General features: G+C 36.3%; 26 protein-coding genes. 11 read left to right on the forward strand and 15 right to left on the reverse strand.

Annotated elements, in window-relative coordinates:
* Positions 1-69: 69 nt before the first annotated feature.
* From glpE to ilvY, 3 genes are read right to left on the reverse strand one after another with little or no spacing between them, the layout of a single operon-like run.
* Positions 70-387, reverse strand: a complete 318-nt coding sequence (glpE, locus tag FE813_RS02430; protein ID WP_139989334.1) for a thiosulfate sulfurtransferase GlpE — start codon at positions 385-387, stop codon at positions 70-72.
* The gene (gene rarD / locus FE813_RS02435; RefSeq protein ID WP_139989335.1) at positions 388-1,266 is read right to left on the reverse strand and encodes an EamA family transporter RarD; all 879 of its coding nucleotides are present in this window, start codon (positions 1,264-1,266) and stop codon (positions 388-390) included. It lies immediately after the preceding gene.
* 31 nt (positions 1,267-1,297) lie between these two features.
* Positions 1,298-2,176, reverse strand: a complete 879-nt coding sequence (gene ilvY, locus FE813_RS02440) for an HTH-type transcriptional activator IlvY (RefSeq protein ID WP_139989336.1) — start codon at positions 2,174-2,176, stop codon at positions 1,298-1,300.
* A 551-nt stretch (positions 2,177-2,727) separates the two neighbouring features.
* On the opposite strand from ilvY, the gene ilvC reads away from it, so the two are divergent.
* Both ilvC and FE813_RS02455 read left to right on the forward strand, forming a co-directional pair.
* Complete coding sequence (gene ilvC / locus FE813_RS02450; RefSeq protein WP_049364180.1) at positions 2,728-4,206, forward strand: ketol-acid reductoisomerase; 1,479 nt, start codon at positions 2,728-2,730, stop codon at positions 4,204-4,206.
* Between the two features lie 373 nt (positions 4,207-4,579).
* Entirely contained in the window at positions 4,580-7,336 is a 2,757-nt protein-coding gene (locus FE813_RS02455; RefSeq protein WP_139989337.1) for a YadA-like family protein, read from the forward strand.
* Between the two features lie 116 nt (positions 7,337-7,452).
* Here FE813_RS02455 and tpiA read toward each other — a convergent pair whose 3' ends face one another.
* Positions 7,453-8,244, reverse strand: a complete 792-nt coding sequence (gene tpiA / locus FE813_RS02460; RefSeq protein ID WP_139989338.1) for a triose-phosphate isomerase — start codon at positions 8,242-8,244, stop codon at positions 7,453-7,455.
* Positions 8,245-8,409: 165 nt separating this feature from the next.
* Here tpiA and FE813_RS02465 point away from each other — a divergent pair, with 165 nt between their 5' ends.
* Positions 8,410-8,844: a GNAT family N-acetyltransferase gene (locus FE813_RS02465; protein WP_005629228.1), complete on the forward strand. Its 435-nt coding sequence runs from the start codon at positions 8,410-8,412 to the stop codon at positions 8,842-8,844.
* Positions 8,844-9,731, forward strand: a complete 888-nt coding sequence (gene xerC, locus FE813_RS02470) for a tyrosine recombinase XerC (RefSeq protein WP_139989339.1) — start codon at positions 8,844-8,846, stop codon at positions 9,729-9,731. Before FE813_RS02465 ends, xerC begins: the two co-directional genes overlap by 1 nt.
* 119 nt (positions 9,732-9,850) lie before the next feature.
* Here the strand turns inward: xerC and FE813_RS02475 are convergent, their stop codons facing one another.
* From FE813_RS02475 to fkpA, 5 genes are all read right to left on the reverse strand, one after another.
* Positions 9,851-10,138, reverse strand: coding sequence for a DsrH/TusB family sulfur relay protein (locus FE813_RS02475; protein ID WP_065265682.1), 288 nt, complete (start codon positions 10,136-10,138; stop codon positions 9,851-9,853).
* A gap of 8 nt (positions 10,139-10,146) precedes the next feature.
* Positions 10,147-10,506: a sulfurtransferase complex subunit TusC gene (tusC, locus tag FE813_RS02480; RefSeq protein ID WP_139989340.1), complete on the reverse strand. Its 360-nt coding sequence runs from the start codon at positions 10,504-10,506 to the stop codon at positions 10,147-10,149.
* The gene (gene tusD, locus FE813_RS02485) at positions 10,503-10,883 is read right to left on the reverse strand and encodes a sulfurtransferase complex subunit TusD (protein ID WP_139989341.1); all 381 of its coding nucleotides are present in this window, start codon (positions 10,881-10,883) and stop codon (positions 10,503-10,505) included. The genes tusC and tusD overlap by 4 nt, the downstream gene beginning before the upstream one ends.
* Complete coding sequence (locus FE813_RS02490) at positions 10,883-11,548, reverse strand: helix-turn-helix transcriptional regulator (protein ID WP_139989342.1); 666 nt, start codon at positions 11,546-11,548, stop codon at positions 10,883-10,885. Before FE813_RS02490 ends, tusD begins: the two co-directional genes overlap by 1 nt.
* A gap of 87 nt (positions 11,549-11,635) precedes the next feature.
* Positions 11,636-12,361, reverse strand: coding sequence for an FKBP-type peptidyl-prolyl cis-trans isomerase (gene fkpA, locus FE813_RS02495; protein ID WP_048953359.1), 726 nt, complete (start codon positions 12,359-12,361; stop codon positions 11,636-11,638).
* A 97-nt stretch (positions 12,362-12,458) separates the two neighbouring features.
* Here fkpA and FE813_RS02500 point away from each other — a divergent pair, with 97 nt between their 5' ends.
* Complete coding sequence (locus FE813_RS02500) at positions 12,459-12,680, forward strand: SlyX family protein (protein ID WP_139989343.1); 222 nt, start codon at positions 12,459-12,461, stop codon at positions 12,678-12,680.
* A 91-nt stretch (positions 12,681-12,771) separates the two neighbouring features.
* On the opposite strand, the gene pgdx is transcribed toward FE813_RS02500, so the two are convergent.
* The gene (gene pgdx / locus FE813_RS02505) at positions 12,772-13,497 is read right to left on the reverse strand and encodes a hybrid peroxiredoxin PGdx (RefSeq protein ID WP_048953383.1); all 726 of its coding nucleotides are present in this window, start codon (positions 13,495-13,497) and stop codon (positions 12,772-12,774) included.
* Positions 13,498-13,621: 124 nt separating this feature from the next.
* Here pgdx and oxyR point away from each other — a divergent pair, with 124 nt between their 5' ends.
* Together oxyR and fabR are read left to right on the forward strand one after the other, a co-directional pair.
* Positions 13,622-14,527, forward strand: coding sequence for a DNA-binding transcriptional regulator OxyR (gene oxyR / locus FE813_RS02510; RefSeq protein WP_139989344.1), 906 nt, complete (start codon positions 13,622-13,624; stop codon positions 14,525-14,527).
* Entirely contained in the window at positions 14,527-15,150 is a 624-nt protein-coding gene (gene fabR / locus FE813_RS02515) for an HTH-type transcriptional repressor FabR (protein ID WP_065265674.1), read from the forward strand. The genes oxyR and fabR overlap by 1 nt, the downstream gene beginning before the upstream one ends.
* A 125-nt stretch (positions 15,151-15,275) precedes the next feature.
* Here fabR and mutS read toward each other — a convergent pair whose 3' ends face one another.
* Positions 15,276-17,861 carry a DNA mismatch repair protein MutS gene (mutS, locus tag FE813_RS02520; RefSeq protein WP_139989345.1) on the reverse strand — a complete coding sequence of 862 codons (2,586 nt, stop codon included), beginning with the start codon at positions 17,859-17,861 and terminating at the stop codon, positions 15,276-15,278.
* Positions 17,862-18,057: 196 nt separating this feature from the next.
* On the opposite strand from mutS, the gene FE813_RS10620 reads away from it, so the two are divergent.
* Both FE813_RS10620 and FE813_RS02525 read left to right on the forward strand, forming a co-directional pair.
* On the forward strand, positions 18,058-18,222 hold the full coding sequence (locus FE813_RS10620; protein ID WP_258038568.1) for an integrase: 165 nt from the start codon (positions 18,058-18,060) through the stop codon (positions 18,220-18,222).
* Between the two features lie 60 nt (positions 18,223-18,282).
* Positions 18,283-19,320 (forward strand): tyrosine-type recombinase/integrase, encoded by a 1,038-nt coding sequence (locus FE813_RS02525; protein WP_235898364.1) that lies wholly within the window; start codon positions 18,283-18,285, stop codon positions 19,318-19,320.
* A 27-nt stretch (positions 19,321-19,347) separates the two neighbouring features.
* Here the strand turns inward: FE813_RS02525 and FE813_RS02530 are convergent, their stop codons facing one another.
* From FE813_RS02530 to FE813_RS02540, 3 genes are read right to left on the reverse strand one after another with little or no spacing between them, the layout of a single operon-like run.
* Positions 19,348-20,781 (reverse strand): FtsK/SpoIIIE domain-containing protein, encoded by a 1,434-nt coding sequence (locus FE813_RS02530; RefSeq protein ID WP_111696183.1) that lies wholly within the window; start codon positions 20,779-20,781, stop codon positions 19,348-19,350.
* A 49-nt stretch (positions 20,782-20,830) separates the two neighbouring features.
* Positions 20,831-21,223, reverse strand: a complete 393-nt coding sequence (locus FE813_RS02535) for a hypothetical protein (RefSeq protein WP_111696184.1) — start codon at positions 21,221-21,223, stop codon at positions 20,831-20,833.
* A gap of 6 nt (positions 21,224-21,229) precedes the next feature.
* A complete protein-coding gene (locus tag FE813_RS02540; protein ID WP_032827201.1) occupies positions 21,230-21,745 on the reverse strand; it encodes a hypothetical protein in 516 nt (171 codons plus the stop codon).
* Between the two features lie 108 nt (positions 21,746-21,853).
* Here FE813_RS02540 and FE813_RS02545 point away from each other — a divergent pair, with 108 nt between their 5' ends.
* Both FE813_RS02545 and FE813_RS02550 read left to right on the forward strand, forming a co-directional pair.
* Positions 21,854-22,222, forward strand: a complete 369-nt coding sequence (locus FE813_RS02545; RefSeq protein WP_111696185.1) for a helix-turn-helix domain-containing protein — start codon at positions 21,854-21,856, stop codon at positions 22,220-22,222.
* A 51-nt stretch (positions 22,223-22,273) separates the two neighbouring features.
* Complete coding sequence (locus FE813_RS02550) at positions 22,274-22,738, forward strand: hypothetical protein (RefSeq protein WP_139989346.1); 465 nt, start codon at positions 22,274-22,276, stop codon at positions 22,736-22,738.
* On the opposite strand, the gene FE813_RS02555 is transcribed toward FE813_RS02550, so the two are convergent.
* The gene (locus tag FE813_RS02555; RefSeq protein ID WP_139989347.1) at positions 22,706-23,128 is read right to left on the reverse strand and encodes a hypothetical protein; all 423 of its coding nucleotides are present in this window, start codon (positions 23,126-23,128) and stop codon (positions 22,706-22,708) included. The two genes, FE813_RS02550 and FE813_RS02555, sit on opposite strands and share 33 nt — an antisense overlap.
* Positions 23,129-23,275 lie beyond the last annotated feature (147 nt).

The raw sequence follows: 23,275 nt of genomic DNA on the forward strand, positions 1-23,275 counted from the left end.
TATGTAAAAGATGATCAATGCTATTTATCATTTCTTGTCATAATTTTTATGCTTGAATGTGGGTAAACATTAATAAGCTGTTTCAATAGGTAATTCTGCTCGACACCAGCCATCAAATCCACCAATAATACTAAACACATTTTCATAGCCTTGTTCCACTAGAAAGGTCGCCACATTTTTACTGCTTACGCCATGATAACAACTCACAATAATGGGGGAGTCAAAATCGACTAACTCTTCAAATTGCAAAAAACTTTGGTTCGTTAAATGAAAAGCACCTTTAGGATGCGAGTGGGTAAAGCGAGTATCATCGCGAATATCGGCTAACACTGCCCCTTGCTGAACCATTTCCCAAGCTTGTTGTGGCGTAATTTCTTTAAATGACATTTATAAACTTCCTTTTGCGTGCTGTTTGTACACACCATCAATCACAATAAGAATCATAGCGAGCACTAAACAAATAAAAAGCGGATAACTTTCGGCATCAATTTGTTCACCGATAAAAAACGACACAAAAACCATCATTATGGTTTCCACATAACCAAGTAAGCCAAGCAAATTCATCGGTAGCATATTGCTAGCGATCACATAAGCAATCAATGCCGTGCCGCTAATTAATCCAAGCAACACAAGCAGCCCCCAAATATTAGGATTACTTTGTTCAACCACTGCAAAATCTGTTTGCAACGCAAAATAAATGCTAATTGGGATTAGGCTTAACATCTCTAAACAAAAAGAAGCTAGATCACTATTTTTTAATGCTTTTCTAACGGAAAAATAAGTAGTATAGCCAACACAAATCACAATGGCTTCCCAAGAAAGCCCACCTTTTAACACGATATTAGAAATTACACCCAATGCGGCAATCACGACTGCAATAAATTTGAATGTTGAAATACGTTCTTTAAAAATTAATCGACCTGCTGCCACCATCACAATTGGCAAAAGTAAATAACCAAAAGACACGCTCAATGAACTGCCATTATTCGGCGCCCAAAGAAAAAGCCACATTTGAAAACCCATCAATAAGCCGCAAAAAAGATAGGGCAATGCCAAGTGCGGTTGTTTTTTGATGAGTTTTAAGCGATGAATCAACGCATTTTTCTGCTTAAAAATAAACACGGAAAGGACAACAAAAGGAAACGTAAAAATCATCCGATAACCAAAAATATCCGTGCCGCTCAAAGGTTTTAACAGCGTAGAAAAATAATACATATAGCCAAATAGAAATGAGGCAAGTAATGAAACGAGAACACCTTTAAACATAAGAAATCCTTATTCTAAACAGCTAATCATTCTATTCTAACATCGCCCAAAATGCACGGATTAAGGGCTGTTCGAGATTCCTTTTTTGGGTACAAATAACCAATTCAAAAGGCTCAACAGGCTTATCAAGATTAAGTCTGGAAATTTGATTATTCATTGGACTATTGTCAATGACCACATCAGGCAACATCGCTAATCCGAATCCCAATCCCACCATCGGAACAATCCCTTCATGCCCCGCAACGGTAGCATAAATTTTCGGATGTTTAATGTGTTTCTCCCGTAGCCATTGTTCAATCCGTTGCCGAGCATGCCCTTCAACAGGGAAAATAAAAGGCATTTGCTGCCAATTAATGGGTTTTTCTTGCAGTAATTGTGTCGCCAAACAAGCCACGCGCGGTGCAATTAAAGACAAACTAATATCATCAATTTTATGAAATACCACACTGGATGGTAGATTATTCGGCTTACCCGCAATAGCGAGGTCGACTTGTTGGGTTTGAATCAACTCTAATGCAAGCGCTGGATCGCCCGTCGTCAGCTGAATTTCCACTTTAGGATAACGTTGTCGAAATTCTTTAAGTACGTGCGGAAGATGGCTATAAGATGCGGTTACAGAGCAAAAAAGTTTAATTTCACCGCAAAGTTCATTTGATTCATCCTTGAGCTGTTGTTTAAATTGTTGCCAGCTTTGCCATTCTGTTTTAGCAAATTGCAAAAATTTCTCACCATATTCAGTAAGTTTGACTTGACGATTATCACGGATAAAAAGTGTCTTCCCTAACTCGTCTTCTAACCGTTGAATTTGACGGGAAAGCGTAGAGGGAGACATGTGGTTTTGGATGGCGGTTTTAGCGAAATTTTTTGTATCACTAAGGTGGATGAATATTTGTAGGTCGTTAAATTCCATAATTTCTTTTTTTATTTAATATCGGGTTTCGCCGATGGCGACTTACTTTCTTTTGCTTGTACAAAAGAAAGTAAGCAAAGAAAAATACACCCCAGTTAAATCGCTGATCTTTGCTTTGTTTCAATTTTCTTTACGGCAATTTTCTAAACTCGCTACGCTCAAACAGACGAAAATTGCCTAAAAATTGAAAGTCACAAAGGCGATTTATATGGGGCTTAGGATGTATTAGAGCATTATTTGAAAGTGCAGTTGATTATAAGATTATTTTTTATGATGAAAAATATTCAATTTTTCAGGAAATAAGGCAAAGCAGGGTGTGCTTTCTTTTTGCCTACTTTTACTTTGCACAAGCAAAGAAAAAGTAGGTCGCTCATCGAGCGAAATACGATGCCAATTCACAAAAAACAAAATAATTGCATAAATTGCAACATTACATTCCTATAATATCACTTTACGCAATCACAAAAAACTTTATAATCCCATCCACAACAAAAAAATATGCAAACACAACATCATACAATTATTCACCTTACACAATTAAGGACAACAAAATGGCTAACTATTTCAACACATTAAATTTACGTCAAAAATTAGACCAATTAGGTCGTTGTCGTTTTATGGATCGCGAAGAATTTGCAGATGAAGCAAACTTCTTAAAAGGCAAAAAAATCGTTATCGTGGGCTGTGGTGCGCAAGGTTTAAACCAAGGTTTGAATATGCGTGATTCTGGCTTAGATATTAGCTATGCCTTACGCCCTGAAGCAATTGCTGAAAAACGCGCGTCATTCCAACGTGCAACTGAAAATGGTTTTAAAGTGGGTACTTATGAAGAATTAATTCCAACTGCAGATTTAGTCGTAAACTTAACGCCAGACAAACAACACTCTAAAGTGGTTGCTGATGTCATGCCTTTAATGAAAAAAGACTCTGCATTTGGTTATTCACACGGATTCAACATTGTTGAAGTTGGCGAAGAAATCCGTAAAGACATTACAGTTGTGATGGTTGCACCAAAATGTCCAGGTACAGAAGTACGTGAAGAATACAAACGTGGTTTCGGTGTGCCAACATTAATCGCGGTTCACCCTGAAAATGACCCGAAAGGCGAAGGCATGGCGATCGCAAAAGCATGGGCTGCGGCAACTGGCGGTCATAAAGCGGGTGTTTTAGAATCTTCATTCGTGGCAGAGGTAAAATCTGACTTAATGGGTGAGCAAACTATCCTTTGCGGTATGTTACAAGCAGGTTCTATCGTATGTTATGACAAATTAGTGGCAGATGGTAAAGATCCTGCATACGCAGGTAAATTAATCCAATACGGTTGGGAAACGATTACCGAAGCGTTAAAACAGGGCGGTATCACATTAATGATGGATCGCTTATCAAACAGCGCAAAATTACGTGCATTTGAACTAGCTGAACAAATCAAAGAAAGCCTTGGTTTCTTATATTACAAACACATGGATGACATCATTAGCGGCCACTTCTCTGCAACAATGATGGCTGACTGGGCAAATGGCGATAAAGACTTATTCGCATGGCGTGAAGCAACAGGTAAAACAGCCTTTGAAAATGCGCCAAAATATGATGGCAAAATTAGCGAACAAGAATACTTTGATAACGGCGTGTTAATGATTGCAATGGTGAAAGCTGGCGTGGAATTAGCTTTTGAAGCAATGGTAGCTAGCGGTATTTATGAAGAATCAGCTTACTACGAATCACTTCACGAATTACCATTAATTGCGAACACCATAGCACGTAAACGCTTATACGAAATGAACGTGGTAATTTCAGATACTGCAGAATATGGTAACTACTTATTCTCTAACGTAGCGACTCCAATTCTTGCAAAAGAAATTATCCCTAACCTTCAAAAAGGCGACTTGGGCGAGCCAACTCCAGCAGTGGAAATCGATAACATCACCTTACGCGATGTAAACGATGCAATTCGTAACCACCCTGTTGAATTAATCGGTCAAGAATTACGTGGTTATATGACAGATATGAAACGTATCGCAGTTGCGGGTTAATACTGAATTAAACCAAATTAAAACCGATTTTGTTAATGCAAAATCGGTTTTTTCATTCTTTAATCAATTTTTAAATCCAAAGTGCGGTAAGATTTCACCGCACTTTTATTTGCCCTAACTAAATATTCAAAATCTTATAAATTCTAGAATCTTTTAGCTATTAAGAGAGAAATGAATTCGATTACTCTATTGTGTATCAAGGATATCACGTACTGTCAAATCGATGATTTATTGATTATATTTCGATCAAAATAAAATAAAAAATATGATCAAGATCACAAAATGAATTCTTTCATAAGAATGTGAACTTCAAAAGTGTATAATTTTATATCGATTATTGATTTTAAATAACTCAAGGATTGAGGAGAATATTTTGAAAAAACGTACTGCTTTAACTACTGCAAAAAGTTCAGTAGCCTTATTACTCTTTACATTGCCTTTATCTTCTAACCTTGCCTATTCTGCCCCATCCACAACGGGTGAAGGGAATATTGTCACAGGCGATCATGGCGTTGCAACTGGCTATAACAATGCTGTAACAGCTAAATATGGTTTAGCACAAGGTAATGATTCTGTTGCAACAGGTGGGAACATTTCTCGTGAAGAATTTAAGGCTATTCTTGAAAAAGAAAAGCAAACGTTTGCCGATAAGAGTATGGCGAACGATGATCTTTCCAAAATAAATATAAAAATTGAAGCTAACAATAAAACTGAAACAGAACTAAGCAAAAAAATCAAAAAATTAGAAGAGTTAATCTCAAAGTATAATAATGATAAAACAAACAAAATAGATTCACTAAATAAAGATTTAAATAACAAAAATAAGGAATTAGATAATTTAAAAAAAGAGTTTGATGAAGCCCAAAATAAACTAGGTTCCATCTTGACATCAATCAATTCAGGCGACAAGTTGGTTTGGATAACTTTTAGAGAACAAATTAAAAAACTTGATTTCACTAAACTTACAGATTCTTCAGAGGGAACAACCGGACGTCAAAAACTAGCAGAAGATTTAAAAAAAGAAGTTGAAAAGGCTTACCCTAATTACTCTGAAACTCTTAAAAAATGGGGTATAGATAAGTATGAAGGCGTTATTAATGGATATATAAATGCAGGGACATTATTTGGTGCTAACAAAGTAAAGATACAAAAAATTATTGAATCTAGAAATCAAAAATATTTACTTAACTTTGGTACAGCAAGGGATCTAGGTATATACGCTAATCCTGATGTGGGAATTGTTCCAGATTTACTAGAAAAAGTAAATTCGGTAGATCCTATCAGTCTCACAAAAGAAGAAACAATACCAAATAAAATGACAAACAGTTTCTTTTCATCTGACAAACAAAAACGTTATGTACAATATTCTACTTTACTAAAAATAATAGATGAGGAGAATATAATAAGTGACTTAAATAAAAGTTATAACCTAAATAATAATAAATTAGATAATAATTTTGATAAACCTAATAATGTGGCAAACCTAGTATTTTATCTTCCACCATTAAAAAATAATCAAGATAATAAAGATCCAGTAAATCACAGTAATTTTTTATTAACCGACCATGTATATTATGACTATAATTATAATATCGGTGCTAGTGGATACGAGGTTGAGGATAAAGATAAAGAGCAAGATAAAGATTCTATCTTCGAGCATACGGGTGAAGGAAATATACGTATAACCCATAAGGTTGAAGATACAACAAAACCTTTATTCTATTATTATAAAACGTCAAAATTTTTCGATGATATCTTCAATAGCGGAGAAGGCGCTGCCCTTACAGATAAGCAAGCAGAGAGATTAAAGGAATGGGTAAATAGATTTTACAATGACTTCTATAACCTAATCGATTTCAATGCACCTGAGGATAAGTGGCTTTTTGATAAAAAAGATTTTATTAATAAACTTGATATTGTTGAAGGTTTTGCAAAAAAAATATCAGATTTTCTTGATGCTCGCAATAAAGAAATCGAATCCCCAACTACAGAAAATTCTGAAAAAAGAGAACTTCTTGCTAGGGAAATAGCTAAAGAGATACACAATCCTAAAAATTATTACGAAAATATTGAATTTAAATTTAAAGAATCCACTAAAGATTTATGGAATAAATATGCTGAAAAAACAGCAAAAGAATTAACTGATTGGGCTAAAAAATTGAAACTTTATGACCCATACAATGAAGTTGTTAAGGGAATAACAGAGGAATCTGAAAAAGTCCAAAATGCCTTAAATGAAGCTAAAATAAAATTTGAGGATAAGGAACGGGAAATTAATGATCTCAAATCTCAAATTGACAAACTACAATCAGATTCAAATAATTCAGATGAGTTAAAACGAAGACAAGAAGAACTTGCAGAGAAACAAGCAGAAAAAGAAGAGCTTGAAAAAGAGCGAGCCAAAAAGGAAAAAGCATTAAAAGAGTTAGAGGAAAAACTAACACGTCATTTTTCTAACATTGGTGAAAACTCAATTGCCGCTGGGAAAGAATCCTTTGCAAGTGGTACAAATTCAATTGCTATCGGTACCAAAAATGAGGTAACAGGTAATAATTCTGTAGCGATTGGTGCAGGGAATAAAGTTGCATCACATAATGTGATGGTGTTAGGCAATAATGTCACTGTTGATGCTGGGTTTGATGGTGCTGTAGTATTAGGTAACGAATCTGCGCCAAGTAAACCAATGCCTGTAGAAAGCATCACTATTCAAGGCACCACTTATCGATTTGCTGGTACAAATCCAACATCAACTGTCAGCGTAGGTGCAGAAGGTAAAGAGCGTCAAATTACGCACGTTGCAGCAGGTCGTATTACCAGTACATCAACGGATGCGATTAACGGCTCTCAACTTTATTCTGTTGTCGAGGCTATTAATCAAAAAGTTACCCAACATAATAAAATGCTGAAAGCGGGGATTGCCGGTTCTGCTGCAATAGCCGGATTACCACAAGTACGAGGTAATGGTAAGTCTATGATTTCTGCGGGTGCAGGAAACTTCAAAGGACAAAATGCTATCGCAGTGGGATATAGTCGCTCAAGTGACAACGGTAAAGTGTTATTCCGCCTAAGTGGAAGCACAAATACTCAAGGCGATGTGGTAAGCTCCGTTGGCGTAGGCTACGAATGGTAAGCTAAGACACAAAAAGTAGGTGAATTGATCAGCCCTCAAAAGTTGGACTAACTAAACCAATAATTGGGTGCAGATTAATTCACCGCACTTTTTTTGTTATTCTAATTAACTAAAAATTAATTTTTCGCTGCTGCCGCTGCTTTTACAATTACTGCAAATGCTGGGGCTTTTAATGATGCGCCACCTACTAATGCGCCGTCGATATCTGGCTGAGTAAATAATTCAGCTGCATTTGCATCATTTACAGAACCGCCGTATTGAATAATCACTTGGTCTGCCACGGCTTGTGATTTTGCTGCAATGTGGTGACGGATAAATGCATGAACGGCTTGTGCTTGTGTTGGGGTCGCAGATTTACCAGTACCGATCGCCCAGATTGGTTCGTATGCGATCACTGCACCATTGAATGCTTCTACACCTAAGGCGTTGATTACTGCATCAATTTGACGTGCGCACACTTCTTCTGTTTTGCCTGCTTCGTTCTCAGCTTCAGTTTCACCAATACATAATACTGGTACTAAACCAGCTTCTTTTAATGCACCAAATTTTTTCGCTACGAATTCATCGCTTTCTTTGTGGTAAGTACGACGTTCAGAGTGACCAATAATGATGTATTTTGCACCAAAATCTTTTAACATTTCGCTAGAAATATCACCAGTAAATGCACCTTTTACATTGATATCTACGTTTTGTGCACCTAATTGAATTACACTTTTACCGCCACAGCTGCAACCACAACCAGAAAGTACTGCTTCAGCCGTACCTAAATACATAACGGGGGGGGCAATTGCCACATCACAACCTGTTACATCATGTAATTCTGCTTTTAATCCTTCGATTAATTCTTTGGTGAACGCTTTGGAACCGTTTAATTTCCAGTTACCCATAACTAAAGGACGACGTGCCATTTTTGTTTCTCCATAGTTGATAAAATTAACTCGCTTACTATACCAAAATTTCGCCACGATTCTTTGCAGAAGATCATAAAATTAAAAAAATTCTCATAGAAAGATGATTATCTTGTGCTAAAAAGCTACAATTACCTGTATGGAACCAATAAAAAATAACCAATTATGAAACTTTTCAAAGCTGAACAATGGAATATTGACGTGCTTCTTCCTCTTTTTGAAGCCTATCGCCAAGCCTATGGACAAGCAGAGAATCCAGAACGCACTTTGGCTTTTTTAACTAATCGTATGCGTTTTAATGAAAGCCTGTTTTTTATTGCGGTGGATGAAAATGAAAAGGCTATTGGCTTTGTGCAGCTTTTCCCTCGCCTTTCTTCTTTACAATTACAACGCTATTGGCAAATCACCGATATTTTTGTGTTAGAACATGCTCAACAAACAGAGATTTATGCGGCGTTGATTTCTAAAGCAAAAGACTTTGTGCATTTCACGCAATCCAATCGTTTAGTGGCAGAATTAGCGCAAAATCAATATTCAATGTTGGAATCGGAAGGGTTTAAATTAAACCCGAAAGAACGTTTATTTGAATTGAGTCTGTAATGCTAACAGCGTTAAATCGTTATTGGGATTATTTGCGGATTGAACGCCAAATGAGCCCTCACACGCTCACCAATTATCAACATCAACTCGATGCCATCATCAAAATCTTAGTGCAACAAGATATTCATGCTTGGGCACAAGTGACACCCAGCGTGGTGCGGTTTATTTTGGCGGAAAGCAAAAAACAAGGCTTAAAAGAAAAAAGCTTGGCTTTGCGTTTATCGGCACTGCGTCGATTTCTCAGTTTTTTGGTGCAACAAGGCGAATTGAAAGTGAATCCCGCCACCGGCATTTCCGCACCGAAACAAGGCAAGCATTTACCGAAAAATATGGATGGCGAGCAAGTTCAACAATTGCTTGCCAACGATAGCAAAGAGCCGATTGATATTCGTGATCGTGCTATTTTGGAATTAATGTATAGTTCAGGTTTGCGCTTATCTGAATTACAAGGTTTAGATTTAAACAGCATTAATACTCGTGTGCGGGAAGTGCGCGTTATCGGGAAAGGCAACAAAGAGCGTGTCGTGCCGTTTGGGCGTTATGCTTCGCATGCCATTCAAGAATGGTTAAAAGTGCGGGCATTATTTAACCCAAAAGATGAGGCGTTATTTGTTAGCCAGCTTGGAAATCGTATTTCTCATCGAGCCATTCAAAAACGCTTGGAAACTTGGGGAATTCGTCAAGGCTTAAACAGCCATCTTAATCCGCACAAACTACGTCATTCTTTTGCGACGCATATGTTGGAAGCCAGTTCTGATTTACGCGCGGTGCAAGAATTGCTTGGGCATAGCAACCTTTCCACCACACAAATTTATACTCACTTAAATTTTCAACATCTGGCGGAAGTGTACGATCAGGCTCATCCAAGAGCGAAACGTAAAAAATAAACGCCCTCTAAACCGATTATAATAAAAAGAGGTAAGCCATGATTCTGGCTAGAAGGGCACAGGGTCAACAAAGGAAAAAATTTTACCTGTTCAATAAACTGTGACAAATTTAGTTTAATTCAGAGTGCTAATTGCGGGTAAAACTTCTGCGTTATCGCCACAAAATCTAGCATAGTAATAGACCGCACTTTACTTTCTCTAGGTAAAAGTGCGGTGAGATTTCTTGCCAGAATATCTTGCTCTAACAACAGACATTCAGCTGGGCATTGTTCAAAACAATGCGGATATTTAATTGCTAGCAAGACTCCATCTTGCCATAACACCACCGCATCATTCTCAGTAATATTCGCAAAATACCCCTCAAGTTCTCTTTGCGCATAATCTGCTTGTGAAAAAGTATAAAGCATGATTTTCCTTAAAAAGTCAGCAATTTTTCAGCTTGATTCAGTTTGGACATAAAAGAAGCACGATTCATTTTTTCAGCTGAAATAATACATTGCTCTGACGAAATGCCGAATTTTTCCAAACTTTCTGAACAAATGAAACGTTGTGTTATTTCATATAAATCTAACAATTTAAAGGTGCGAATAAAATCTTTTTGGAGAATATGTTCTGGTTGTTGATAAGAAACAAGATTCAGCACACCGTCATCTATAAAGAATACGCCAATATCCTCTTCATCACAAAAAGCCGTTGCGGCAAGTAATGCATCTAATCCCTCACGGGAAAGTGCGGTGCCATGGGGAACGGTTTTAAACAAAAAAGCAATTTTCATAATGTGATGACTCGCTCAGCCTTTAATGTTGCTGATATAAATTCACCTAGCCCCGCAATCGTGAAGCCCTCAGCAAGATTGATTTTTTCTGGGTTTTCTGCCGTTAAAGTATCCACGATGCCACGACGTTGTGAAGCGGCAACACAAAGGTGCAATGGAATTTGATGCATTATAGCAAGATCTTGCCAACACTTTTGCAAATTGACTTCATCACTAGCAGGATAAACTAATGCGTTGCCATTCGTCACACCATCTTGGAAAAAGAAAATTTGGACGATCTCATGTTTTTTTTCAATCAATGCTTTGGCAAATTGGTAAGCTAAAAAAGCCCCTTGCTGACCATAAATAGGGCTTTTCACTGCAAGTACATAGCGCATTATTCTTGCTCGTGTTTTATTTGACGAATATAGAGATAGACCGTATGGCGGGAAATATCCAAACGCTCAGCCACTAAATTGATCGCATCTTTAATGTCAAAAATACCTTTTTCATACAGAGATAAGACAATTTGGCGGTTTTTAGTGTTATTGGCCACCATACGATCAGTATTTACTTCCTCGATGGTTTTCTCAATAGTTTGATTGACTAAATCCTCAACAGAGCTTGCAAAATTGACAGCCGATGTTTCTTCTGTTTTTTCTGTTGGCATAAAAGCCTGTACAAATTGTGAAATGGGCACATCTAAATTAATATTAATACAAAGTAAACCAATAATACGTTGGACTTTATTACGAATCGCAATCGTGACAGATTTCATCAACACACTGCCTTTAGTGCGAGTAAAATAAGGCTTAGAAACACTTTCACTTTGCATATTACGGAGTGAACGTAATGCCAAATCAGTAATTGGTGAGCCCACTTGACGATTCGTATTATGGCCATTTGCAATACAAATAGCAGAATGCTCAATATCTTCTAAAGAATGTAAAACGATTTCACAGTGTTCGCCAATCAGCGCGCTAACGCCATCAACAACCGCTTTATAAGAATTAATGATAGTGCGATCTTCATCCGTGAAAGGTTGTTTATCGTTTAATGTCATGGTTCGAGGTTAAAAGTGCGGTCAAAATTCACTGAGTTTTATAACAAATGACACGCATTAAAAAAACATGTGCCATGATAAGAAGTATTATTTTTCTGATTTAGGATTTACATCTAAAACTTCTACATCAAAAATGAGGGTTGAATTAGGTGGAATAGACGCGCCGGCACCTTGTTTACCATAACCTAACGCTGGTGGAATCACTAACTGAATTTTTCCACCTTTTTTCACCAATTGAAGGCCTTCTGTCCATCCAGGAATAACTTGATTTAATTGGAATTCAACCGGTTGACCACGCTCCACAGAACTATCAAATACTTTTCCATTTGGTAATTTACCAGTGTAATGCACTTTTACAGTATCGGTAGCTTTAATTGCCTCACCTTTACCCGCATTTTCAATTTTGTAAAGTAAACCTGATTTAGTCGTTTTAACATCTTTGCCTTTAGCAAAATCAGCGCGATATTTATCCCCCTCATCCTGAGCACTTTTCGCAATGGCTTCCGCTTTTGCTTTTGATGCAGATACTAATTTCGCTTCAATAGCTTCTAAAGTTTTTTGTACATTTTCATCTTTACGCACATCAACTTTACCCTCTAAAGCATCTTTTAAACCATCTAAGATACGAGCATTATCATAAGTAATCACTTCTTTGTGCGCATCGACCAAATCTTTCATTTGCCCACCCATTAATGCGCCCACGGCATAAGAGGCAGCTTTTTCATCAAGCGCTTTTTCTTCCGCAAAAACTTGGCCAGAAATCACCGCACTTACCATTAATGCTGCGATAGATAATTTTTGAATTTTTAACATATGTGTTAATCCTTTATAATAAATGAAATAATTCTGAGGCTAGATTAAATCGCTTTTAACCTATTCTCAACTTTTTTTTAAAATTTAGAGAAATTTTATGCACATTGAACAAATATTAGAAAATCGTATTACTGAACTTGAAACCAAAATCGCGTTTCAAGAGCAACTATTAGACGAACTGAATCATGCATTAGTTCAACAACAATTTGCGCTTGATAAAATGCAAGTTCAGCTACGCTATGTGGCAAGTAAATTAAAAGATTTTCATCCCACAAATATTGCAAGCCAAGCGGAAGAAACGCCACCACCGCATTATTAATTTCTGCAATAAATTCGTACAAATGAAAAGGGCGCATTATGCGCCCTTTAAATTACATTCCCAAATAATAATCAGCTAAATACTTGCCTGCTTATGAAAAGTATTTTTCCAAATCGTCGCTACCGCCAATATGCTTACCACCAATAAACACTTGTGGAACAGTAGTACGACCAGAAACCGCGCGTACACTCACGATAGTAGCATCATGGCCTAATACGATTTCTTCAAAACTTAATCCTTTATCATGTAAAAGTTGTTTTGCTTTTGTGCAATACGGACAACCTGGTTTAGTGAAGATTGAAATAGATTCTTGAATTTGATGCTGTGGCGCAAGATATTTTAACATTGTATCTGCATCAGAAACTTTGAACGGATCACCCGGTTCATTTGGTTCAACAAACATTTTTTCTACTACGCCATTTTTCACTAACATAGAATAGCGCCAAGAACGTTTACCAAAACCTAAATCTTCTTTACCAACAAGCATTCCCATGCCTTCTGTAAACTCACCATTACCATCTGGAATGAAAGTGATGTTTTCAGATTTTTCGTCTTCCTTCCATGCATTCATCACGAAAGTATCATTGACTGAAACCACAACAATATCATCCACACCATATTTTTTGAATACAGGGGCTAATTCGTTATAACGAGGTAAGTGAGAAGATGAACAAGTCGGCGTGAATGCGCCTGGTAATGAGAACACGATCACTGTTTTGTTATCAAATAATTCAGAGGTAGTTACATCAACCCATTTATCACCCTGACGAGTGCGGAATGTTACTTGAGGGACTTTTTTACCTTCCATATTAGACATCATCATTATTCTCCTATTGGTTGTTGATTTAATTTGAATGTGCTGGATTATAGGGAAATTTATGGTATAGTTACAATCAATTAATTCTATTTTTTTAATTGAAATTTTCTATAGGAAGAATCAAATGAATATCCGAGATTTAGAATACCTTGTAGCCTTATCAGAATATAAACATTTCCGCCGTGCTGCCGATTCTTGCAATGTCAGCCAACCCACTTTAAGTGGTCAAATTCGCAAGCTCGAAGATGAACTTGGCATTATTTTATTAGAACGAACCAGCCGTAAAGTATTATTCACACAATCAGGTATGTTACTTGTAGAACAAGCGCGTACCGTGTTGCGTGAAGTAAAATTATTGAAAGAAATGGCAAGTAATCAAGGTAAGGAAATGACAGGCCCATTACATATAGGCTTAATCCCAACTGTTGGCCCTTACTTATTACCTTATATTGTTCCAACGCTAAAAGCTGCCTTTCCGGATCTAGAAGTCTTTCTCTACGAAGCACAAACACATCAATTGCTAGAACAACTCGAAACTGGTCGTTTCGATTGTGCAATTGTAGCTACCGTGCCTGAAACAGAAGCCTTTATTGAAGTGCCTATTTTTAACGAAAAAATGTTACTGGCCGTATCAGATGAACATCCTTGGGCAAAAGAAAAGAAAATGTCTATGAATCAACTGAAAGGGCAAGAAATGTTAATGCTAGACGATGGTCATTGCTTACGTAATCAGGCTTTAGATTATTGCTTCACGGCAGGCGCAAAAGAAAATGCCCACTTCCAAGCCACAAGCCTAGAAACTTTGCGCAATATGGTCTCTGCAAATGCTGGTATCACGTTTATGCCTGAACTTGCTGTATTAAATGAAGGTGCTCGTAAAGGTGTAAAATATATTCCTTGTCACTCACCTGAACCATCACGCACTATTGCTTTAGTTTATCGACCTGGTTCACCTTTACGTAACCGTTACGAACGCGTAGCCGGTGCAATCAGCAGTGAGGTAAAATTAATTTTAGCCGGAGAAAAATAATGGCCGGGGTTCGTGCAATTCAAAAAGAGAAAACACGTCGAGCCTTGGTAAATGCCGCGTTTAATCAGCTCAGTGCGGAAAAAAGCTTTTCCAACTTAAGTTTACGCGAAGTCGCTCGTGAAGCGGGTATTGCGCCAACTTCGTTTTATCGTCATTTTAGCGACATGGATGAATTAGGCTTAGAAATGGTAGATGAAGCTGGTTTAATTTTGCGTCAATTAATGCGACAAGCACGTAAACGTATCGATGCTGGTGGTAGTGTAATTTCTGTTTCTGTTGATACGTTTTTTGAATTTATTACCAATAGCACAAATGTTTTCCGCTTATTATTACGTGAAAGCTCGGGTACCTCCCAAGCATTTCGAACTGCAGCCGCACGAGAAATCAAACATTTTGTCGATGAACTCGCAGAGTATATTTCATCTAAGCATCAGTATTCTCAATATATTGCATATGTTCAAGCTGAAGGCATTGTGACTATTGTCTTCACCGCTGGAGCAAATGCTTTAGATATGAATAAAGCTGAAAGAGAACAACTCAAAACACGCGTAATTTTACAATTAAGAATGTTAGCAAAAGGTGCAGATTTCGCGGCTCAAAAAGAAAAAGGAAAACACACATAAACTTAACCGCACTTTTTGGCTTACAACTAAATCCGCAAAACTGGATTAGTTATCCTATTATTCATTTATAACATAACAAATGGCCACATTTTGCTTTATGAAATGTGACCATTCTTCTCTATATCTTAACTTACCATTTTCTTTAACTGATACAAATACGCCAATGCTTGTTTAGGGCTTAAATCATCGGGATCCAGTTTTTCAATAGCCTCTCTTAGTGCATCTGTTTCTTGTTCAAACAATAATTCACCTTGCGTGTGATTGGCTTCACGCAATGCCTGAATTTGTTGATCGGCTGAATGACCTGAGGTTTTTTCTAATTGTGTCAATTTCTGTTTTGCCAGTTTAATAACAGATTGTGGCACTCCCGCCAAAGCCGCTACTGCCAAACCATAACTTTTACTTGCTGCGCCATCTTGTACAGCATGCATAAAGGCGATGGTGTTGTTATGCTCAAGGGCATCTAAATGAATATTGGCGATGCCTTCTAGCTGTTCTGGCAACGCGGTTAATTCAAAATAATGGGTGGCAAATAATGTAAGCGAGCGGATTTTTTTCGCTAACCATTCTGCACAAGCCCAAGCTAAGGATAAGCCATCATAAGTGGATGTGCCGCGACCGATTTCATCAATAAGCACGAGACTTTGCGCAGTGGCTTGATGAAGAATATTTGCCATTTCAGTCATTTCCACCATAAAGGTTGAACGTCCTGAGGCTAAATCATCAGACGCACCAATTCGAGTGAAAATACGGTCAATCGGCCCAATTCGCGCGCTGTCTGCTGGCACAAAGCTACCGATATAGGCAAGCAACGTAATTAATGCAGTTTGGCGCATATAAGTACTTTTACCACCCATATTTGGCCCAGTGATAACTAATAAATGACGATTGTGATTGAGTTCCACTGGGTTGGCGATGAAAGGATCTTTCAATACTTGTTCCACGACAGGATGGCGGCCATTTTCAATTTTCACACTCACTTCATCACAGAATGTTGGCATCACGTAATTGAGGGTGTCTGCGCGCTCGGCAAGATTGACCAATACATCCAATTCAGAGAGTACGAGGCTCGCCAGTTGTAATGAACCTAAGTGCGGTAATAATAAATCAAATAATTCATCGTAAAGTTGCTTTTCTAACGCTAACGCTGCGCCTTTTGATTTCAGCACTTTGTCTTCATATTCTTTGAGTTCAGGAATAATGTAACGCTCAGCATTTTTCAGGGTTTGACGGCGAACATAATGAATCGGGGCTCTATGCGCTTGACCTTGGCTAATTTGAATGTAATAACCATGCACTGCATTAAAACCGATTTTTAGCGTATCAATACCTGTGCTTTCACGCTCCCGTTTTTCTAGGTTTTCCAAATATTGGGTTGCACCATCAGACAGCATACGCCATTCGTCCAACTCGGCATGGTAACCTTCAGCAATCACGCCACCATCCCGAATTAAAAGTGGAGGCGTCTCAATCAATGCACGTTGCAATAAATCGCACTGCTCGGTGAAATCGGCAATTTGACCGAAAAGAGCGGTTAAAAATGGAGGTGTTTTTTGTTGCACAATCGCGCGTAATTCTGGAATTTGTTCTAACGCCGTGCGCAAGCGGGTGAGATCGCGTGGACGCGCTGAACGCAGCGCCACACGTGCTAAAATACGTTCCATATCGCCGACTAATTGCAAATAAGGCTGAAGTTCATCGACTAAATCAAAATTCAGAATTTCCGCAATCGCTTGTTGGCGTTGTTTTAATTTTTCCACATGACGAACAGGCTGGTGAATCCAACGTTTCAGCAAACGGCTCCCCATTGGCGTAACGCATTTATCCAATACAGACGCTAGGGTATTTTCTGTGCCACCCGCAAGATTTTGTGTCAATTCAAGATTTCTGCGCGTGGCGACATCTAACTGAATACAGTCTTGATTTTGAATTAAGCTAATGCTTTGAATATGGGGTAATGCGGTACGTTGCGTTTCTTTTGCATATTGCAATAAACAACCTGCCGCACTTAAGCCTAAAGGGGATTTTTCCACACCAAAGGCGCGTAAATCTTTTGTGCCAAATTGGCGATTCAGTAACGTAATGGCAGTGCTAAGTTCAAATTCCCAAATCGGGCGACGGCGTAATCCCTTGCAATGTTCAATCGCAGCCATTTCGTTAAATTCTTCACAATACAGCAATTCTACGGGGGCAATACGTTGCAATTCAGCGCGTAATGTTTCTTTATCTACAGGTTCACAAAGCTGAAAACGGCCAGAGGTCATATCTAAAGTGGCTAATCCAAATTTTTCTTTCTCTTGATATACTGCTGCAATCAGATTGTCTTGGCGCTCAGGCAAAAGTGCCTCATCACTCACCGTACCGGGTGTAACAATTCGCACAATTTGGCGCTCCACAGGCCCTTTGCTTGTGGCAGGATCGCCAATCTGTTCGCAAATCGCCACAGATTCCCCTAACTGAACTAATTTTGCTAAATAACCTTCCACCGCATGATAAGGTACCCCAGCCATTGGAATTGGTTGCCCAGCTGATTGACCTCGTTTCGTTAAAGAAATATCCAACAATGCCGCTGCTTTTTTCGCATCGTCATAAAACAACTCGTAAAAATCCCCCATGCGATAAAACAACAAAATATCTGGATTCTCTGCTTTGAGTTTTAGATATTGTTGCATCATTGGCGTATGTTGTTGGAAATTTTCTTCGGAAATCATCTATTTAATCCTTTTAATATATTGATTTTAAACAATATATATAAAATTTATTGTATCTAGTAGTTTCATTAGGTTTTATGAAGACTCACTAAATCCTATACTAAAATGTAGGTTTTTTTGTAGGTTTTTATAGCTTATAGTATAATATACATATAGCAAAAAACGGAATTTATCAGAATATTTTATGAGTAATGCTATGAAAAAGCCATTAACTACGAAAACTATTGAAATGATGAAGCCTAAAGATTTTGATAAAGCTGATATTGGTGAGTATTCAGGTCTAAGGGTAACTTGTGGTAAAACTGGTATAAAAACATTTTTTTATAGATATTCTAGCCCTATAACTAAAAAACTCACTTAAGTCAAAATAGGTTCATATCCTCAAATTAGCTTATCTGAAGCTAGAAAACAATTAAAAGAATTGAAGAATATTCGATTATCTGGTCGTTGTCCTGCCGCTGAATTAAAAGAATTTAAGAAAGAACAAGCAGAGAAAGAAACTCAAAAACTCTTTTATGTTAAAGATCTTGTTGAACTTTACTTGTCGCAATATATTGAAGATCACTATAGTGAAAATGGTCGTTTAATAGTTGGAGCAAGAAAACCTAAAGGACAAGATGAAGTTAGGCGTACATTATACAATGATGTTGTTATTCCATTTGGAGCTAGACTAGCTTCATCAATTACAAGAAAAGATATAGCAGAACACATTACAAGTATTGTTAATGAGCGAGGTGCAAGTGTTCAAGCAGGTAATGTTCTTAGAGAATGGATAGCAGCGTATCGTTTTGCTATTGGATTAGATAAATTTGATGAAAATTTTGTAAATCCTGCATTATTAGCGAAAGAAACACTAAAAATGACAACTGTTAGGCTTACTAATAATAAAGGAACTAGAGCGTTTGATCAGCGTGAATTAAGTATATTTTTAAAATGGCTTAAAACTTCAAGTTTAACTAAAAAAATTCAAAATGTTTTTCTATTAACATTACTTACAGGTTGTCGAACAGGAGAAATTTGTGCCATTTCTTGGGCCGATATTGATCTAGAGATGAAAACTATTTTTCTTAGGGAAACTAAAACCGGTACATCTCGTTATGTTCAATTATCTAATCAAGCTACAGAACTAATCAAGACATTTGATAAATCAACTAAATATCTCTTTCAAATGCGGCTACAAGAAAAGCCTATTCAGCAAAAATATCTTACAGAAAGAACTTGGACCCTTAGAAAAAAGGGAATAATGCTAGATATTGAGCACTGGTCACCACATGATCTACGCAGAACAGTTCGCACTGGATTAGCTAGATTAGGCTGTCCAAATGAAGTTGGCGAAGCGATTTTAGGACACTCTAAGAAAGGTATTGAAGGGACTTATAATTTGCATACCTATGACAAAGAATGTCGACTTTGGCTACAAAAATGGGCTGATTATTTAGACGATTTACTTATAACATAAAAAATAGGCAGTTTTCTGCCTATTTCTTTATTTTTTTGTTACAAGCAACTCTCTCCTATATGTTTCAGATAGCTTGGATACCACGCCATTTATTTCAAGTATATCCATTATTTCTACAGCTCGTATAAAGTCAATATTAAATTTACGCATTATCCCTGCAATCGATACTGTTCCAGTTTCAATTACAAATTTTCGTATATCTTCAAATAAAGGATCTAGGACACTCTCTATTCTGCGAGGTATATAAGGAATTTCCGTAGCAAAAATATCTTTGACGTATTGCGGTTTACCTTGATTTCGCCAAAAATCAGTTACATTAACGATTTCATCATTACTCACAAATGCACCATGAACATGAGTGATAGAAGATAATCCTATTTCTGAATAAAGCATATCCCTCGCCTCTAATAAGGGCACAGCCCTTTTTTCCTTAAGAATAAACTCAGAATTGACATCGCTAGCAACAGTCAATGTGATATGGCTAGGAATATTAGCTTTAATAAGGGAAGTTATGACATCACTAGAGAATTTTTGTGTTGCGAGAACCAAATGAATACCTACTAGATGAGCTTTATTTAAGATATGTATAATGCTTTCTTCTACCTGTCTACCACCAACTATCATTAAATCAGCAAACTCATCAATAATAGTTACTATACAACTCAACTTTTTCAATATCGGAGGAATTAAATCCAATGTATCACCAATTCTCCAAGTTGGATCTGGAATCGGCATTCCAAGATTCTCATATTCATCAATTTTTTCATTAAAGCTACTAATGTCACTCACCTTCAAAATAGAAAATAAGTGATAACGACGTTTAACTTCATTAATACACCACGATAATGCTTGTTCTGCTTTTTTCATATCAGTGATGATAGGAGTAATTAGATGAGGAATATCATTGTAAATCGATAGTTCAACAACTTTTGGATCAATTAACATAAAATTAATCTGATCTGCCCTAAATCTAAATAATAAGCTAATAAGAATGGTATTAATACAGACAGATTTGTCTGCTCCACTCATACTGTCTATCAACAAATGAGAGGATTTGGCTAAATCAATCACTACAGGATTACCTTTTGTATCAGTACCTAAAGCAACAGGTAGTTTTATATTAGTATTCACAAATTCTTCAGAATTAATTATTCCTTTTAGTGAAATTATTTGATGATTACTATATGGTACTTCTAGGCATAATATATCCAAATCATCTTTTGTGATTCTAATAGATTGAATATTCAATAACTTAGCCCATTTTTTAGAATCTAGAAGTTTTTCTACATTTAAAAATTTTGCTTCAATACGATAGTTAATACCAATAGAACCAGCCTTACTCTTAATTTTTGCATTCTTAATACCAAATTTAGCTAGAGCTTTCTCTATATCAGACAAATTCACATTATAGTGGTTAGACAATAAATCTTTGGGTAATAGTAATGAATGAGATTTTTGCATATATTTCCAAATTAGATATCTACTAAAACTCTACGTACCTTCATTAAAGCTAAACTTGATTGATAAAAATAGTTCTCTTCTCAACTTTATTTATCAATATGCCTTCAATATTTTCTGTATAAGGATCAGTAATTAAACCTTCAAAATACCAATCTTCATCATCATTCATTATTTCTAGCCATATGGTTTCTTTTGTTACATCAGGTTTATTTGATACTAACTCAACTGTATAGGGATTAGTAAAAGTATTAACTGCACCGCTAAACCACACATAAGTTGTAGGTTCATTTTCTTCTTGTTCGTATTCAAACTTGATACTCAATATATTTGTTTTACTATTATATTTAACCCAACAAGGTAGGGATTCTCCCCAATATGATTGATTACTATCATCTAAATACTCTAGATATTCACAAGTAATATCCATATCATCTAATTGCATAGCTAATTATTCCTCTTCATCTAGATAAATTTTTAGATCGCCTAAATGCCATTGTTCACCATCCCAGGATACTACGCTTGGCATATTTTGTTGAGCAACATGGTTTCGTTTTTGTCTAAGAGTTCCATTTTTATCAAACCAATAATTAATCACAGTCATAGGTCTTGGTTGTAAAGTACGATTTTTGCTATTTAATGGAGCTTGTAGATAATATGTCAGTAAACGTTCAGGCTCTTTCAGGTAAGCTAAATAAGCTCCATTCATATTTGGATAAGGTGTAGATTCAATTAATCCTAACCAAACTTTCTTCTCATTCTCAATTTTCCAGTATTTATGGTGTGCTTTAAATCGAGAAGCATAGGATTGTACTGCAATACCACAATACTGAATTTGGCTTTCTGTATCTTCTTTTCGTTTGCCTGTGAATAAATAGAGCCCTCTCTCTTTTCCCCAATCTGATTCAATCACTTCAGAAAGCTCAAAAGGTCCATACCAATGAATTAATGTAAATGAATGTTGCATAAATAAATCCTTAAATAGGTAAAATTATTTAAAGATACTATAACCGATATTTTTAAAGGAGTAAAACAGTTACAAAATAGCTATAAAAGATGATTTTAAGGCTAGGTAATGTCGAAACTTTCAGTAACAGAAACCGATAGATTTATAGGGAAACGAATTCAACAAAAGCGAAAAGAACTTGGATTTAGTGCTGCGGAACTTTCCGAGCAAATAGGCATTGCTCAACAACAACTTTCTCGTTATGAACGAGGTGAAAATAAGATTAATGTGGCTCATTTAGTAGGAATAGCGACAGCATTGAATACAGAGATTGGTTGGTTTTTTATTGATTGTATATCAGATCAAAAAACTAATAATAAACGAAAATTTATTCCTGTTGCGGAAGATAGTATTAGAGATAGGCTTTATACTCACTTAGATAGGCTAAGTGCGGACAAAAAACGAGGTCTATTAGTCTTCCTAGAGACCATTTTGTAGATACTATAAAATATGTTAATATATTGATATATAATATATTTTTTGATTTAAATGAAAGCATTACAACAGGGAGAATTAGACTGCTTATGTGGTATTTATAGCATAATAAATGCAGTCTATTTTGTATCAAATAAGAAAATTAAACGAAAACCATTGTTTAACCAGCTACTTTTAGCTTATATGAATAACTGGAGTATTTATGATCTACTCACTAATGGATTAGATCTTAACCAAATGAAATATCTATTAAATCATACCGTTAAAATACATAAGCAGATAAAAATAGAACATCCCAATATAAGACTACATTCAAAAATCCCTTCACTTATATCTTCTCACTTAAAAAAACAATCTAATGCAATAGTATTATTTTCGACCAATTATCACTGGAGTTTAATAAAAGGTTACGATAATGAAAAATTATCTCTTTTTGACAGTTGCGGTATAAATACCGTAAAAATTTCAGAAATTTTACCGAATTCTCTATTTTATATATCCTTTCTCCCTAAAGAATAAATAATCAAGTAAAATTTCTCTATCCCATTTCTTTTCTTTAAAGGGGTAGTTTTTATCTAATAGCTTTAGTAATTTATCTAATGTCATAGTTTTCTTAGTTACATTTCGATAGATTTTTCTTAATATTCTTGATTTTTCTTTATTTCCAGAAATATAAACATAATAGGTAATAGCCAGAGATTTTATCTCAACTTCTCTTATTTGTTCCTCTGCTAATTCAAAGGCTTTTTTAATCTTGAATTGTTGTTTAGCTATTTTTTCCTCAATATCCTCATAAGTATGGAATGTAACAGTCTTAGGAAAACGCTCCTTGATAGAAGCTCTTCTACGTTGTTGTTCTTCACTATTTTTCTTTTGCTGGATTGTTTGTCCACTCAAATTTCTATGCATTTTTAACACCTCAAAATAACTAATTATCAACAATATTTTTTATAAACTGACAGTCAGTAAGTTTATAAAAAATAAAACTGACTGTCAGTAGATTAATGGCTAGATTTTAACTTTTGTAAAGAGAGCCTCGCAAAGAGTAATTCTGCT

Origin of the sequence: Haemophilus seminalis (assembly GCF_006384255.1) — a bacterium.
Classification (GTDB): domain Bacteria; phylum Pseudomonadota; class Gammaproteobacteria; order Enterobacterales; family Pasteurellaceae; genus Haemophilus; species Haemophilus seminalis.